Below are 15031 nucleotides of genomic sequence, written 5' to 3' on the forward strand. Positions count from 1 at the left end.
AAACTGGGCCCCTATGGCACATCTCCTGGGCGCTGAGTCGCTCCGCCTCGAGTACCCCACGCGGGTCATCTTCGACGACGTCTCCCTCGGCATCGAGGAGGGCGACCGGATCGGCATCGTCGGCCGGAACGGCGACGGCAAGTCGACCCTCCTCCGCCTGCTCGCCCAGCGCATCGAGCCGGACGGCGGCCGGGTTACCCACCGCCGCGGCGTCACGCTCGGCATGCTCGACCAGGCCGACACCGTCGACGAGGAGCTCACCGTCGCCCAGGCCGTCGTCGGCGGCCTCGAGGAGCACGAGTGGGCCGGGGACGCGCGCACCCGCGACGTCATCGCCGGCTTGCTGCGCGACGTCCCCTGGGACGGCGTCGTCGGCGCGCTCTCGGGCGGCCAGCGCCGCCGCGTCGCGCTGGCCAAGCTGCTCGTCGGCGACTGGGACGTCGTCTTCCTCGACGAGCCCACCAACCACCTCGACGTCGAGGGCATCGCCTGGCTCGCCGAGCACCTCAAGCGCCGCTGGGCCGCGACCTCGGGCGGCCTCGCGGTCGTCACCCACGACCGGTGGTTCCTCGACGAGATCTGCACCGCGACCTGGGAGGTGCACGACCGCCTGGTCGAGCCCTTCGAGGGCGGCTATGCGGCGTACATCCTGCAGCGCGTCGAGCGCGACCGGATGGCCTCGACCATGGAGTCGAAGCGGCAGAACCTGATGAAGAAGGAGCTGGCCTGGCTCCGCCGCGGCGCTCCGGCCCGCACGGCCAAGCCCAAGTTCCGCATCGATGCGGCGAACCAGCTGATCGAGAACGAGCCGCCCGTGCGCGACTCCGTCTCGCTCTCGCAGCTCGCCGTCTCGCGGCTCGGCAAGGACGTCGTCGACCTGCTCGACGTCACCGTCCGCTACGGCGAGCGGACCGTGCTCAACAGGATCGAGTGGCGGATCGCGCCCGGCGAGCGCACCGGTGTCCTCGGCGTCAACGGCGCCGGCAAGTCGACCCTCCTCGGCCTCGTGGCCGGCAGCGTGCAGCCGACCAGCGGCAAGGTGAAGCGCGGCACCACGGTCCGCGTCGCGATCCTCGACCAGCAGCTGCGCGAGCTGACCGAGGTGCAGCACCAGCCGGTCCGCGAGATCATCGCCGAGCAGCGCACCAGCTACTCGATCGGCGGCAAGGAGATGACCCCCGGGCAGCTGCTCGAGCGCCTCGGCTTCTCCAGTGCCCAGCTCTCGACGCCGGTGAAGGACCTCTCCGGTGGCCAGCGCCGCCGGCTGCAGCTGCTGCTGATCCTGCTCAGCGAGCCGAACGTGCTGATCCTCGACGAGCCCACCAACGACCTCGACACCGACATGCTCGCCGCGATCGAGGACCTGCTCGACTCCTGGCCGGGCACGCTCCTCGTCGTCTCGCACGACCGCTACCTGCTCGAGCGCGTCACCGACCAGCAGTACGCCGTGATGGACGGCGCGTTCCGCCACCTGCCCGGTGGTGTGGAGCAGTACCTCGACCTGCGCCGCGCGCTGGAGAAGGGCGCGCCCGCGGGTGGCTCGACGGGCGCGTCCGCTCCGGCTCCGTCCGGCCTCGGCGGCGCCGAGCGGCGCACCGCCGAGAAGGAGGTGTCGGCGATCGACCGGCGCCTGCACAAGCTCACGCAGCTCTCCGCCGCGGTGCACGAGAAGATGGCCACCCACGACCCGGACGACTACGACGGCATCCTGGGCCTGAACGCGAAGCTGCGCGAGCACCAGGACGAGGCGGCCGGGCTCGAGCTGCGCTGGCTCGAGCTGTCGGAGCTGCTCGAGGGCTGAGCGCGGCGCAGAACATCAGCTGAGAGAGGGGTGCCTCCGCTGTCGGGGGAGGGACCCCCGTCTCAGCTGATGTTCTGCAGTGGAGTCAGCCGAAGTCGAGCGAGAGCTTGCGGAGCAGCTGCGCGAGCCGCTCCTGCTGCGCGTGCGTGAGGGCTCCGAGCAGCTCCTGCTCGGCGTCGACGAGCCGGGTGATCGCCGCATCCACCCGGGACAGGCCCGACGGCGTCATCTGCACCAGCACGCCGCGGCCGTCGTTCGGATCGTCCAGGCGCTCGACGAGGTCGCGCTCGACCAGCCGGTCGATCCGGTTCGTCATCGTGCCGCTGGTGACCATCGTCGCCTGGAGCAGCTGCTTCGGGCTCATCCGGTAGGGCGCCCCCGCGCGGCGGAGGGCGGAGAGGACGTCGAACTCCCAGGTCTCGAGCTCCGAGCGGCCGAAGGCGCTGCCGCGCGCCCGCTCCAGCTGCTTGGCGAGCCGGCGCATCCGCGAGAAGACCTGCAGGGGAGTGAAGTCGAGGTCGGGCCGCTCGCGCACCCAGGCGTCGACGATGCCGTCCACCTCGTCATTCGCGCTCACCCGTCCATTCTGGCGGGTGCGCGCCCCGGGAGTCGCCGGGAGCCCCTCGGTGGGGACGCCACGGCGACGGCGGGTGCGGGCGGATGGCAGGATGGACGGCGCGCGAGAGCGCGGTCCGCCATGGTGTAACGGCAGCACGGCAGCCTTTGGAGCTGTCCGGTCCAGGTTCGAATCCTGGTGGCGGAGCTCTGTCGTCCAGGAGCACGGTCGCCGAGTACGGCTCCCCAGCTGTCGCGCACGGTGGCGCGAACGTTGGGATTCTCCCAACGAGCGCGTACTCTGCACGCATGACGGCAGACATCGGACGGCGAGTGGCCGACCTGCTTCCGAGTGGCAGCACTCAGCGGAGCATCGCTGCGGACGTCGGAATGACGCCCGACGCGTTCTCGCGCGCTCTCCGCGGCGAGCGCGGATTCGCCGCGATCGAGCTCGCGAAGATCGCGGATCTCCTCGACGCGGACCTGCACTTCATCATCACCGGGGCGCCGGACCCGACCCGGGTGATCGCGGCCGCACGCCACTCCTTCGACCAGGAGACGCGGCGTCATCACGTGCCGGGCAAGGACATCGATCTCCCGCATCTCGACGCGGTCCTGCTCGCCTATGAGCAGGTGCAGGGCGGGCTCGCCGCCTCCGCTGTCCCCGAGACCCTCGAGTCCGCGCGAGTCGCCCTCGGCGCCGACTTCGTCCGTCCCTTCGCCGATCGTCTGGACGCACTGGGGATCGACGTCGTCCGCCTGAGCGAGCTGACCTCCGCCTACTCCTTCCGCTTCGGTGATCGAGCGATCATCGCGCTCAAGGCGACGGGGAACTGGTTCTGGGAGAACTGGTCGCTCGCCCACGAGCTCGGGCATCTCGTCCACCAGGCGGAGTCCCTCCGACGAGGTCGATCGGTGGAGACGGTTTCCAGCGAGCCGGAGGCCAATGGCTTCGCCGCCGAGCTCCTCCTTCCCTCTCCGTGGATCCGGAGCATCGATTGGACGGGCGTGACGGAGTCGGACATCGCGGAGCATGTCTGGGATCGAGGCGTCTCCGTCGACGCCCTGAAGAAGCGGGTCGCGGCGCTGCGCCTCCCGATGAACGAGCATCTCGAGACGTGGTCGACGCAGCCCACGCAGAGGCTTCTGCGACGCCACTGGAGCACGTCCGAAGCCGGCGACCCCATCACGTCCCGGATGGACGCGGCGTCGACGCGGAGATTCCCGCTCGCTCTGCAGGACGCTCATCTCGCGCAGATCTCACAGGGGATCGTCCGCAAGGACACGCTCGCGTGGATGCTCGGGGTGGATCCTGTCGACCTGGAGGTCGACGAGCCGACCGATGGGTCGGCGCTCTCCTCCGATGCCCTCGCCGACCTCCTCGGTCTCGGTGCCTGAGGAGTGCCTTCGCGTGACGGTTCGGCTCTTCCCTGACAACACGGTTCTCATCAACTTCGCCTACCTCCACCGCATGGATCTCCTTCGTCGTCTGCTCGGAGATCCCGCCTGGTGCGCCACCGTCGCCCATGAATGCTGGATGTCCTCGTCCGAGCCGGATCTGGAGGACTTGAACGAGGCGCCCGACATCTTCGGCGAGCCGCTGTTCCCGGAGACTCCGGCAGAACATCTCCTCACGACCGTCTATCGCAAGCAGCTGTCGCGACCAGGGGATCCTCCGACGAAGAATCTCGGAGAGGCGGAGACTCTCGCTATCATCCACAGTCGCGACCTCAAGGCGGTTTTCTTCACGGACGACGCAGGCCCTGCCGCTCTCCTCGCCGGGGAGCCGAGCGGCATCCAGGTGCAGACGGCGACCACGTGGGGGCTGCTGCGGATCGCGTATCGCGCGCACTTCGTGGACGGCGACACGCTCTGGTCGTACGTCTCGGTGCTCCGATCCAGGAACAGGCATCTCCCTCCCGGACGAGCCCGATACGACCGCGACGAGTTCACTGCGTGGTTGGAGAGCTGAGGCGACTCCGCGGACGCGTGCGTGGGGAAGCCGGGAAGGGCCGCTGTCGATTCCGGTAGCGTGATCGGCGGCGCTCAGCTGGTCCGAGGCCCCGGAAGATGTCCGGGGACCCGCCGGCTGTCCGTTCGAGACGAGTCGCCCACCCGATCGCCGACGGAGTTCTGAGGATCGCCGAGGATCTTCAGGTGGCCAGCCGGGGCGCTCACGGAGGAGAACGAATCATGGTCGACAGTACGCTCGCGGTGGTGATCCTGGCCGCCGGTCAGGGCACCCGGATGAAGTCCCGCACCCCCAAGGTCCTGCACCGCCTCGCCGGGCGCCCGCTGCTGGGGCACGTCCTCGACACGGCCGCCTCGCTCGACGCGGGCCACGTCGTCACCGTCGTGCGGCACGAGCGCGAGCAGGTCGCGGCCGCGGTCCTGGACCACTCGCCGGCGGCCCTCGTCGTCGATCAGGACGAGGTGCCCGGCACCGGCCGCGCCGTGGAGCTCGGCCTGGCCGCGCTGCCGGACGACTTCGACGGGACCGTCGTGGTGCTCAGCGCCGACGTCCCGCTGCTGGACGCCCCGACGCTGCGCCGCCTGGTCGACGAGCACCTCGCCGCGGCGAACGCGCTGACGATGCTCTCCTGCGTGCTCGAGGACCCGACCGGCTTCGGCCGGATCGTGCGCGGCGCTGACGGCGGCTTCGCCTCGATCGTCGAGCAGAAGGACGCCAGCGACGCCGAGCTCGCGCTCACCGAGACCAACGCCGGCGTCTACGCCTTCGAGGCCGCCGCCCTGCGCGCGGTGATCGGCGCCATCGGCACCGACAACGCGCAGGAGGAGAAGTACCTCACCGACGCCGCCGCCGCGCTCAAGGCAGCCGGCCGCGCCATCGAGGCCGTCCCCGTGCAGGACCGCTGGCTCGTCGTCGGCATCAACGACCGTGCCCAGCTCGCCGACGCCGCGCTCGAGCTCAACGCCCGCATCGTCCGCCGCTGGCAGCTCGAGGGCGTCACGATCCAGGACCCGGCCACCACTTGGATCGACGTCGACGCGGTGCTCTCGCCCGACGTCGAGATCCTCCCCGGCACGCAGATCAAGGGGCCGACGGTCATCGCCTCCGGAGCGATCGTCGGGCCGGACACGACCCTCGACTCCTGCGAGGTGGGCGAGGACGCGGTGATCAAGCGCTCGGACGCGACGCTCGCCGTGATCGGCGCGCAGGCGCAGGTCGGCCCGTTCTCGTTCCTCCGCCCGGGCACCGTCCTCGGCGAGCGCGGCAAGATCGGCGCCTACGTCGAGACCAAGAACGCGACGATCGGCGCCGGCTCGAAGGTGCCGCACCTCTCCTACGTCGGCGACGCGACGATCGGCGAGGAGTCGAACATCGGCGCCGGCTCGATCTTCGCCAACTACGACGGGGTGAACAAGGCGTCCTCCGTGGTGGGGTCGCACGTGCGCGCCGGGTCGCACAACGTCTTCGTCGCCCCCGTTAGAATCGGTGACGGAGCGTACACGGGCGCCGGCACGGTCATCCGCAAGGACATCCCCGCCGGAGCCCTCGGCATCACCGTCGCTCCGCAGCGCAACATGGCCGGATGGGTGCAGACCCATCGTCCGGGAACCGCGTCGGCCACCGCCGCCGAGGCCGCCCAGGCGTCGGAGCCCGAGGGCACCGACCGCGCGACCGGAGGAAGCGGAGCACAGTGACGGGCATCACCGCCAGCAACAAGAAGAGCCTGGTCCTGGTCTCGGGGAGGGCGCATCCGGCACTGGCGGAAGCGGTCGCCGACGAGCTGGGCACCGAGCTGGTCACCACCGAGGGGCGCACGTTCGCGAACGGCGAGCTCTACGTCCGCTACGGCGAGTCGGTCCGCGGCGGGGACGTCTTCGTCCTGCAGTCGCACACCTCGCCGATCAACGAGTGGCTCATGGAGCAGCTGATCATGGTGGACGCGCTCAAGCGCGCCTCGGCCAAGCGGATCACCGTGGTCGCGCCGTTCTACCCCTACGCGCGCCAGGACAAGAAGGGCCGCGGCCGCGAGCCGATCTCGGCCCGCCTCGTCGCCGACCTGTTCAAGGCCGCCGGCGCCGACCGCATCATGTCGGTCGACCTGCATGCCGCGCAGATCCAGGGCTTCTTCGACGGCCCCGTCGACCACCTCTTCGCGATGCCGGTGCTGCTCGAGCACTTCCGCGAGAAGCTCGACCCCTCGACCCTCACCGTCGTCTCGCCGGACATGGGCCGCGTCCGCGTCGCCGACATCTGGAGCGACAAGCTCGGCGTCCCGCTCGCGATCATCCACAAGCGCCGCGACCCCAAGGTCGCGAACCAGGTCTCCGTGCACGAGATCGTCGGAGAGGTCAGCGGCCGCGTCTGCCTCCTCGTCGACGACCTGATCGACACCGGCCGCACCATCGCCAAGGCCGCCGAGGCGCTCAAGGCCGCCGGCGCGATCGGCGTCGTCGTCGCCGCGACCCACGCCGTCTTCTCCGATCCGGCCCGCGAGCTGCTCAGCTCCGAGTTCATCGACTCGGTCGTCGTCACCGACACCCTGCCGCTGCCCGAGGAGAAGAAGTGGGACCGCCTGACGATCCTGCCGATCGCCCCGCTGCTCGCCCGCGCGATCCACGAGGTCTTCGACGACGGCTCCGTCACGTCCATGTTCGACGGCGACGCGTAGGCCGCACCACCTCGGAAGCCCGCTTCGCGGGCTGCTCGATCAGCAGCGGGAAGCTCGCGCTCGGCGCGGCACATGCTGGTCGAGTAGCCGCGGAGCGGCGTATCGAGACCCGCCGTCGCCCGCGGGGTCATCTGCAGGCCGGCGTCCGACGGTGGTGGATCTCGATACGCCCGCTGCGCGGGCTACTCGATCAGCATGGTGGGGCGGCTCGCGAGCGAGCGGCGCCGTGCTGCTGCATGCTGGTCGAGTAGCCGCGGAGCGGCGTATCGAGACCCGGCGTTGCCAGTAGGGGTGGTCTGCAGGCCGGCGTCTGACGGTGGTGGATCTCGATACGCCCGCTGCGCGGGCTACTCGATCAGCGTGGGGGCGCGGCCTCGTCCTCGGGTCCGCTGCTGTCAGCGGCCTTCGGCCCGCCGGGAAGAGGCCCGACGCCCTAGCATGAGTGAATGCGCATGCATGGTGATCAGACCCGGACGGGGGGTCTGCTGCGCGCCTCCGAGCTGTCGCGGGCGTCGATCGCCGGGGCCGCGCTCTTCCTGGTCTGGTCGCCCGCCGCGCACGAGGCCGGCTGGTGGCTGCTGCTCGGTCTCGGGCTCGCGGCGGCGATGGCCGTCGTCGGAGCAGTCGCCGACTCCGGCCGCGAGGTGCACGACGGACCGACGGGGGAGTGGCTCGGGCTCGCCGGCCGCGCGCTCGCGGCGTCCGCGCTCGCACTGACCGCCGCCGACTCGATCGTCGGCGCGAGCGCGCGCCCGGTGGCCGTGCTCCTGATCGTCGGCACCACCCTTTTCGTGCTCCGCGGCGGTGCCGTCCCGCCCGGCCTCGCGCGCCTGCTCCTGGGGCTCGTGCTGCTCCTCCTGCTGGCCTCGGCCGTGATCGTCGCCCTCGCGGACCCTGTCGCGACCCCGTCCGAGACGGTGATCGGCGGTGCGGAGGGGGCCGGTACAGCGGCCGCCCTGCTGCTCGTCCTCTTCGCTCCGGCCTCGCCCGGCGAGACGCCGACGCTCGGCCGCTCGCTGCTCGCGATCGGCGTCACGACCCTCGTGGCAGCCGTGATCGGCGTCGGGCTTCTCCTGCTCGTCGGTCCGCAGGAGCTCGCCGATGTCCCGGCCTCGCTCTCCGCGGTCGCAGCCGGGACCCCCGCCGCCGCCCTCGTCGGCATCGCGGCCGTGCTCGCCGCCCTCCTCGCGCTCGTCGCCCTGACCCGGCTGGACGCCTCGGCGCTGGTCCGGCTCGCGGACGCGGGAGAGATCCCCGGCCCCTTCGCCCACCGCAACCGCCGCACGGGCGTGCCCGCGGCCGGTCAGCTCGCCGTCTGCCTGGTGTCGGTTCTCGCCGTGGTCGTCCTCGACGCCGACGCCCTGCTCGCGTTCGCGGTCGCGGCCTCGCTGATCGCGCTGATCCTGCGCCGGCTGGACCGCGGAGTCGCCGGCGCGCGGTGGCCCGCGATCGTCTCCGCGGCGGGCGCGCTCGTGCTCCTGCTCGCGCTGCCCTCGGCGACGGCTGCGGCGGTCGCCGTCCTGCTCGCGCTGCTGCTCATCGTCCGCGCCTTCCGCCGCTAGCGGCCTCTACGCGAGCGCGGCGGCCTCGACCGGCCGGTTCGGCAGCGGCAGCGCGAGCGGATCCGCCCGCACCCGCCCGAGTCCCGAGCGGACGGCGCCGAGAGCGACCGCCTGATCGCCGAGGGTCGACGGCAGGATCCGCGGTGCCGGGGCGTGCACCTCGCCCACCAGGCGCTCCGAGACCGCGGCGAGCAGCGGGCCGGCCGAGGCGGCCAGCGCCCCGCCGACCACGATCAGGGAGACGTCGAGCAGGTTGGCGACGGTCGCGGTGATGGCGGTGAGGCGGTCGGTCAGCCGCGCGACGACGGCGGAGGCCAGTGGATCGCCCGCGTCGGCCGCGGCCAGCACCTCGGCGGCCCCGGGCTGCGCCACGGCGTCGAGGAGCGACGCCGGCCGGCCCGCGACGGCCAGCGCCTCGCGGGCCCAGGTCCGCGCGAGGGCCGCGATGCCCTCCGCCGAGCCGACGCCCTCGACCAGGTCGAGGTAGCGCATCTCACCGGTGAGGCCGCGGGCGCCGCGCAGCAGCGAGCCGCCGAGCACGATCCCGCCGCCGAGCCGCTCGCCGGAGAGCAGCGCCAGGTAGTCGTCGCAGCCGATCGCCGCGCCGCGCCAGCCCTCGGCCAGCGCGGCGAGGTTCGCGTCGTTGTCGACCACCGGCGACCAGCCGCGGCCGGAGTAGTGGTCCACGAGCCCGGGGTTCATCGCGCCCCAGAAGCCGTTGTCGCCCGCGGGGGAGTGGCCGAGCGCGTCGACGGGAGCCGGGACGCCGAGGGTCACTGCGAGGACCTCGTCGTCGGTCACGCCGGCGAGGAGGAGGGCGCGGTCGAGCACCCGATCGATGTCGGCGACGCGGCGCTCGTGCAGGAGGTCCTCGACGCGCTCGTGATCGACGGCCTCGACGTGCCGCACGAGGGTCTCGCCGAGCAGGTCGGCGACGAAGACGCCGACGCTGTGCTGTCCGGCATCCACGCCCACGACGACGCCCGCGCGGCGGCGGAGTGCGTACCGGCGCGCAGGCCGACCCTTGACGTAGTCGCCGGCCGCGCGCTGGTTCTCCAGCTCCTCCAGCCATCCGAGCTCGATCAGGTCGTCGCAGACGGCGATCACGGTGGAGCGGGTGAGGCCGGTGCGCTCGATCAGGGCGGAGGCGGTCACCGCCTCACCGGTCCAGGCGCGCTCGAGCACGTCGAGCGCGCTGCGCCGGCGCTGGAACGAGCCGGTGCTCAGGGAGAGCCTGCTCTCGGACATCGCGTCCCCCTTCCCCTTGACGTCGGCCGGATCGGCTGCAAAAGTACATCGCGTACTAGATTTATTACCTAGATTTAGTCGCCGAAGTAACTTATCCGCAACCCGGGAGACGACGACGTGCCCCTCACCACCACCGCCCTCAGCCGGCGCACCCTGCTCACCGCGGCGGGTGCCGGCGCCGCCGCGCTCGGCCTCGCCGCCTGCGCCTCCCCCTCCGGTTCGGGCGGGGTCACCGAGATCACCTTCTTCCAGTCCAAGCCCGAGGTGATCGGCTACTTCGACGAGGTCATCGACCGCTTCCACGCCGCGCAGTCGCGGGTGCGGGTCGTGCACGACTTCTCCTCGAACCTCTCGGCGGGCTTCGTCCGCACCAATCCGCCGGACCTCGGCTGCCTGAACTACAACTTCGAGGTCGCGCGGTTCGTCGAGCGGGGCGCCCTGAGCGACCTGTCCGACATGGCCGAGGCGAAGCGGATCAACCCCGACCTGCAGCCGCTGATCGAGCAGACCGCGTCCTACCCGGGCCGCACCAGCGTGCTGCCCTACTCGCTGATGATGTCGGCGGTGCTCTACAACCGCGAGATCTTCGCCGCGCAGAACCTCGAGGTGCCGACCACCTGGACCGAGTTCCTCGCGGTCTGCGACGCGCTGACCGCGGCGGGCATCACCCCGATCTACGGCACCTACAAGGACCCGTGGACGGTCGCGCAGGGGCTGTTCGACTACTCCGTCGGCGGGACCGTCGACCTCGAGGCCTTCTTCTCGCAGCTGAAGGAGCAGGGCGCCGACGTCGGCCCCTCCTCGCCGGTCTCGTTCGAGAAGGACTTCGCCGCTCCCGTCGAGCAGATGGTGCAGCTCGCCGGTTACGCCCAGCCGAACGCCGCCAGCCGCGCCTACGGCGACGGCAATCTCGCGTTCTCGAACGGCGAGGCGGCGATGTACTTCCAGGGACCGTGGGCGCTGAGCGAGATCGCGAAGACCGCGCCGGATCTCTCGATCGGCGCCTTCCCGCTGCCGATGACGGACGATCCGGACGAGCGCCGCGTGCGGGTGAACGTCGACCTCGCGCTCTGGATCCCGGAGGCCTCGACCAAGAAGGCGGCGGCGCGCGAGTTCCTCTCCTTCCTGATGCAGCCGGAGATCATCGACGCCTACAACGCCGACAACAACGCCTTCGGCGTCACCACCGACGCCCCCGCCGTCACCCAGCCCACCCTCGTCGAGCTGCAGGAGTTCTACGACCGGGCGGCGTTCAGCCTCGGCGCCTCGCAGCTCGTGCCGCAGAACATCCCGCTGCAGAACTACGTCCAGGGCGTCGCCCTCGGCTCCGACCCCGCCGCGACGCTCCGCACGATCGACGCCGACTGGGCGCGCATCGCGTTCCGCTCCTAGACCTCCCCGACCACCTCTCAGAGACGAGACACCATGGCCCTCTCCGCCCCCGCCCGCCCGGAGGAGCGCACCGTCGCGACTCCCCGCACGGCCGTCGCCCCGCGCCGGAAGCCGCGCACCGACCGCACCTTCCTGCTCTACCTGCTCCCCGCGCTCGTGCTCTTCACGCTCGCGATCACCCTGCCCGCCCTGATGGGGATCTTCTTCAGCTTCACCGACTCGATCGGCTTCGGCGAGTGGAGCTTCATCGGACTCACGAACTACGTCGCGCTGTTCTCCGACCCGGCGATCCTCGCCTCCTACGGCTTCACCGTGGGCCTGGCGCTGGTGACCGTGCTCCTGGTCAACGTCGTCGCGTTCCTCCTGGCGATCGCGCTCACCTCGCAGATCCGCGGCAAGGTCGCGCTGCGGGCCGTGTTCGTGCTGCCGATGGTCGTCTCGGGCATCATCATCGCGTTCGTCTTCAACTTCCTCTTCTCCAACTCGCTGCCCGCCTTCGCGCAGTCGGTCGGAGCGACGCCGCTGGCGAGCAGCATCCTCGCGGATCCGAACCTCGCCTGGCTCGCGATCGTGATCGTGACCGCCTGGCAGGCCGTGCCCTCCGCGCTGCTGATCTACATCGCCGGCGTGCTCTCGATCCCCGGCGACGTCTACGAGGCCGCGTCGCTCGACGGCGCCTCCAGCTGGGGGCAGCTGCGCTCGATTACGCTGCCGCTCGTCGCGGGCTACGTCGTGATCAACCTCGTGATCGGCTTCAAGAACTTCCTGAACTCCTACGACATCATCGTCGGCCTGACCGACGGCGGCCCCGGAACCTCGACCCGCAGCGTCGCGATGACGATCTTCTCCGGCTTCACCAGCGGCGACTACGCCTACCAGATGGCCAACGCCACGATCTTCTTCCTCATCGCGCTCGTGATCGCGCTCGTACAGCTGCGCGTCTCGCGCGGAAAGGCGGCCTTCTGATGACCAGCCAGGTCCCCCTCGCCCCGTCCCTCCCCGGCACCCGCGCCGCCGTCGACGCCGACGCCGACGCCCGACGCGGCGGGAAGCGGCGGCGCTCGAGCCTCCTGCTCACCCTCGTCCTCGTGGTCTGCGCCCTCTCGGTGATCGGCCCGCTGTGGGTGACGCTGACGATGGCCTTCAAGACCGGCGCCCAGGCGGTGGACGGGAACGCCTTCTCGATCCCGCTGCCGTTCTCGGTCGACGGCTTCGTCCAGGCCTGGAACCTGACCGACTTCCCCCGCGGCTTCGCCGTCTCGGTGTTCGTCTCGGCGATCACGGTCGGCGGCACCATCGTCCTCTCGGCCCTCGCCGCGTTCGCGATCTCGCGGAACTGGAGCAGGCGCTTCTACCGCTGGTCGTTCTTCTACCTGCTCGCGGCGATGTTCCTGCCGTTCCCGGTGCTCGCGCTCTCGCAGGTCTCGCTCACCGGACTCGTCGGGCTCGACAACCCGCTCGGCGTCGCGATCCTGCACGTGATGTTCCAGCTGAGCTTCAGCGTGATGCTCTTCACGGCGTTCCTCCGCTCGCTGCCCGAGGAGCTCGAGGAGAGCGCCCGGCTCGACGGCGCGACCACCAACCAGGTCTTCTGGCGGCTCGTCTTCCCGCTGCTCGCCCCGATGAGCGCGACGGTCGGCATCTTCGCCTTCCTCGCCTCCTGGAACGACTTCATGATGCCGTCGCTGATCACCTCGGACCCGTCGCTGCAGACGCTCCCGGTGCTGCAGAAAATCTTCCAGACCCAGTTCAGCAACGACTACAACGTCGCCTTCGCCTCCTACCTGATGGCGATGGCCCCGGCGATCATCGTCTACCTGTTCACCCAGCGCTGGGTGATGTCCGGCGTGACTCAAGGCGCCATCAAGTAGGGCTCGCGGGCCTCGGGGCGGCCGTCTGCGGCGTTGTCGTCGGTCGCCGTAGCTCCGCTACGCCTCCCTCCTCCGCCTTGCAGCCGACCACCCCGAGACCCGCGGGCTCGACTCCGGGAGAGGGTGCCGTGCTGCGCACGAGCCGGCCCCGAACATGCTGGTCGAGTAGCGCCGCAGGGGCGTATCGAGACCCGCCGTCACCGAGCGCTCGGCCGCGGCCGACGACGAACCACCAGACCAGACCACGCATCACGAAGAACGGAAGGACACCCGTGACGGACACGGTACTCAGCAGGAGCGGCACGACCGAGGACGCCCAGTGGTGGCGGCAGGCGGCCGTCTACCAGATCTACCCGCGGAGCTTCGCGGACGCGAACGGCGACGGGATCGGCGACCTCGCCGGCATCCTCGAGCGGATCCCGTACCTGCGGGAGCTGGGGATCGACGCGGTCTGGCTCAGCCCGTTCTACCCGTCGGCGCTGGCCGACGGCGGCTACGACGTGGCCGACTACCGCGACGTCGACCCGCGGATCGGCACCCTCGCCGAGTTCGACGAGCTGACCGCCCGCCTGCACGAGAGCGGCATCCGCGTCATCGTCGACATCGTGCCCAACCACTCCTCCGACCTGCACCCGTGGTTCCAGGAGGCCCTCGCCGCCCCGAAGGGCTCGCCCGCCCGGGAGCGCTACGTCTTCCGCGACGGCCGCGGCGAGGACGGCGCCCTGCCGCCGAGCGACTGGGAGTCCGTCTTCGGCGGCCCCGCCTGGGAGCCGGTCGGCGACGGCCAGTGGTACCTGCACCTCTTCGCGAAGGAGCAGCCCGACTGGAACTGGGCCGACCGCGAGATCCGCGACGACTTCCTCGAGACCCTCCGCTTCTGGTCCGACCGCGGCGTCGACGGCTTCCGGATCGACGTGGCGCACTCGCTGGTCAAGGACCTCACCGAGCCGCTCCCCGCCGCGGCGGAGATCGACGGCCAGCGGATCGACGGCAGCCACCCGTTCTGGGACCGCGACGAGGTGCACGAGGTCTACGCCGAGTGGCGCGCCCTCTTCGACTCCTACGACCCGCCGCGCACCGCCGTCGCGGAGGCCTGGGTCGACGCCTCCCGCCGCGCCCGGTACGCCAGCCCGGAAGGGCTCGGCCAGGCCTTCAACTTCGACCTGCTCGAGGCCGGCCTCGACGCGGAGGAGTTCCGCCGGCTGATCACCTTCAACCTCGAACTGGCCGCGGAGTCGGGTTCGTCGACCACCTGGGTGCTCTCCAACCACGACGTCGTCCGGCACGCGACCCGCTACGGGCTCCCGCAGAAGGGCGCGGCCGAGACCGCCCCCGCGAAGCAGTGGCTGCTCAGCGGGGGAGCGGAGCCGGTGCTCGACCGCGCGCTGGGCCTCCGCCGCGCCCGCGCCGCGACCCTCCTGCTGCTGGCCCTGCCCGGCTCGGCCTACCTGTACCAGGGCGAGGAGCTCGGCCTGCACGAGGTGGCCGGCATCCCGGACGCCGACCGCCAGGACCCGACGTTCTTCCGCAGCGGCGGCACCGACGTCGGCCGCGACGGCTGCCGCGTCCCGCTGCCCTGGGAGGCGACCGGCGACTCCTTCGGCTTCGGGCCCGGCGGCGCGCACCTGCCTCAGCCCGCCTGGTTCGCCGACTCCTCCGTCGAGGCGGAGGAGCTCGCCGAGGACTCGACGCTCGCGCTCTACCGCAGCGCCCTCGCGCTCCGGCACGAGCTGCAGACCGACGAGAGCCTGGAGTGGCGGGACGCGCAGCCCGGCGTGCTGCACTTCGCCCGCCCGAACGGCTGGCACTCGGTGACCAACCTCGGCGAGGAGCCGGTCGAGCTCCCCGAGGGCGAGGTGCTGCTCGCGAGCGCGCCGCTCGAGGGGCGCCTGCTGCCGCCGGCCACGACCGTCTGGCTGCGCTGACCCGGCGACCCGTCGCTCCGCACGACGAAGGCGCCCC

The 15031-nt window shown here is 71.4% G+C and carries 12 protein-coding genes and 1 tRNA gene; 11 read left to right on the plus strand and 2 right to left on the minus strand.

Features of this window, described 5'->3' with window-relative positions:
* The first annotated feature begins 13 nt into the window (after positions 1–13).
* Positions 14–1801 (plus strand): ABC-F family ATP-binding cassette domain-containing protein, encoded by a 1788-nt coding sequence (locus EDF35_RS16095; RefSeq protein ID WP_123447634.1) that lies wholly within the window; start codon positions 14–16, stop codon positions 1799–1801.
* A gap of 85 nt (positions 1802–1886) precedes the next feature.
* On the opposite strand, the gene EDF35_RS16100 is transcribed toward EDF35_RS16095, so the two are convergent.
* Positions 1887–2378: a MarR family transcriptional regulator gene (locus EDF35_RS16100; protein WP_123447633.1), complete on the minus strand. Its 492-nt coding sequence runs from the start codon at positions 2376–2378 to the stop codon at positions 1887–1889.
* A gap of 114 nt (positions 2379–2492) precedes the next feature.
* Between EDF35_RS16100 and EDF35_RS16105 the strand changes: the two genes are divergently transcribed.
* The 6 genes from EDF35_RS16105 (at position 2493) to EDF35_RS16130 (ending at position 8558) form a co-directional block, all read left to right on the plus strand.
* Positions 2493–2564, plus strand: a tRNA-Gln gene (locus EDF35_RS16105).
* 101 nt (positions 2565–2665) lie between these two features.
* The gene (locus EDF35_RS16110; RefSeq protein ID WP_166674138.1) at positions 2666–3754 is read left to right on the plus strand and encodes an XRE family transcriptional regulator; all 1089 of its coding nucleotides are present in this window, start codon (positions 2666–2668) and stop codon (positions 3752–3754) included.
* Positions 3755–3767: 13 nt separating this feature from the next.
* Complete coding sequence (locus EDF35_RS16115; RefSeq protein WP_133963087.1) at positions 3768–4328, plus strand: hypothetical protein; 561 nt, start codon at positions 3768–3770, stop codon at positions 4326–4328.
* Between the two features lie 221 nt (positions 4329–4549).
* On the plus strand, positions 4550–6022 hold the full coding sequence (glmU, locus tag EDF35_RS16120; protein WP_133963088.1) for a bifunctional UDP-N-acetylglucosamine diphosphorylase/glucosamine-1-phosphate N-acetyltransferase GlmU: 1473 nt from the start codon (positions 4550–4552) through the stop codon (positions 6020–6022).
* The gene (locus tag EDF35_RS16125) at positions 6019–6996 is read left to right on the plus strand and encodes a ribose-phosphate diphosphokinase (RefSeq protein WP_123447631.1); all 978 of its coding nucleotides are present in this window, start codon (positions 6019–6021) and stop codon (positions 6994–6996) included. The genes glmU and EDF35_RS16125 overlap by 4 nt, the downstream gene beginning before the upstream one ends.
* Positions 6997–7442: 446 nt before the next feature.
* A complete protein-coding gene (locus tag EDF35_RS16130) occupies positions 7443–8558 on the plus strand; it encodes a hypothetical protein (protein WP_133963089.1) in 1116 nt (371 codons plus the stop codon).
* Between the two features lie 6 nt (positions 8559–8564).
* On the opposite strand, the gene EDF35_RS16135 is transcribed toward EDF35_RS16130, so the two are convergent.
* A complete protein-coding gene (locus tag EDF35_RS16135) occupies positions 8565–9806 on the minus strand; it encodes an ROK family protein (protein ID WP_133963090.1) in 1242 nt (413 codons plus the stop codon).
* A gap of 117 nt (positions 9807–9923) precedes the next feature.
* Here EDF35_RS16135 and EDF35_RS16140 point away from each other — a divergent pair, with 117 nt between their 5' ends.
* The 4 genes from EDF35_RS16140 to EDF35_RS16155 all read left to right on the plus strand — a co-directional run bounded on the left by EDF35_RS16140 (position 9924) and on the right by EDF35_RS16155 (position 14994).
* On the plus strand, positions 9924–11198 hold the full coding sequence (locus EDF35_RS16140; protein ID WP_133963091.1) for an extracellular solute-binding protein: 1275 nt from the start codon (positions 9924–9926) through the stop codon (positions 11196–11198).
* 33 nt (positions 11199–11231) lie between these two features.
* Complete coding sequence (locus EDF35_RS16145; protein ID WP_133963092.1) at positions 11232–12164, plus strand: sugar ABC transporter permease; 933 nt, start codon at positions 11232–11234, stop codon at positions 12162–12164.
* The gene (locus tag EDF35_RS16150; RefSeq protein WP_133963093.1) at positions 12164–13069 is read left to right on the plus strand and encodes a carbohydrate ABC transporter permease; all 906 of its coding nucleotides are present in this window, start codon (positions 12164–12166) and stop codon (positions 13067–13069) included. Before EDF35_RS16145 ends, EDF35_RS16150 begins: the two co-directional genes overlap by 1 nt.
* 272 nt (positions 13070–13341) lie before the next feature.
* The gene (locus EDF35_RS16155; protein ID WP_133963094.1) at positions 13342–14994 is read left to right on the plus strand and encodes an alpha-amylase family glycosyl hydrolase; all 1653 of its coding nucleotides are present in this window, start codon (positions 13342–13344) and stop codon (positions 14992–14994) included.
* The last annotated feature ends 37 nt before the right edge of the window (positions 14995–15031 follow it).

The organism is Rathayibacter sp. PhB151 (assembly GCF_004366415.1).
In the GTDB taxonomy this organism is placed as follows: Bacteria; Actinomycetota; Actinomycetes; order Actinomycetales; family Microbacteriaceae; genus Rathayibacter; species Rathayibacter festucae.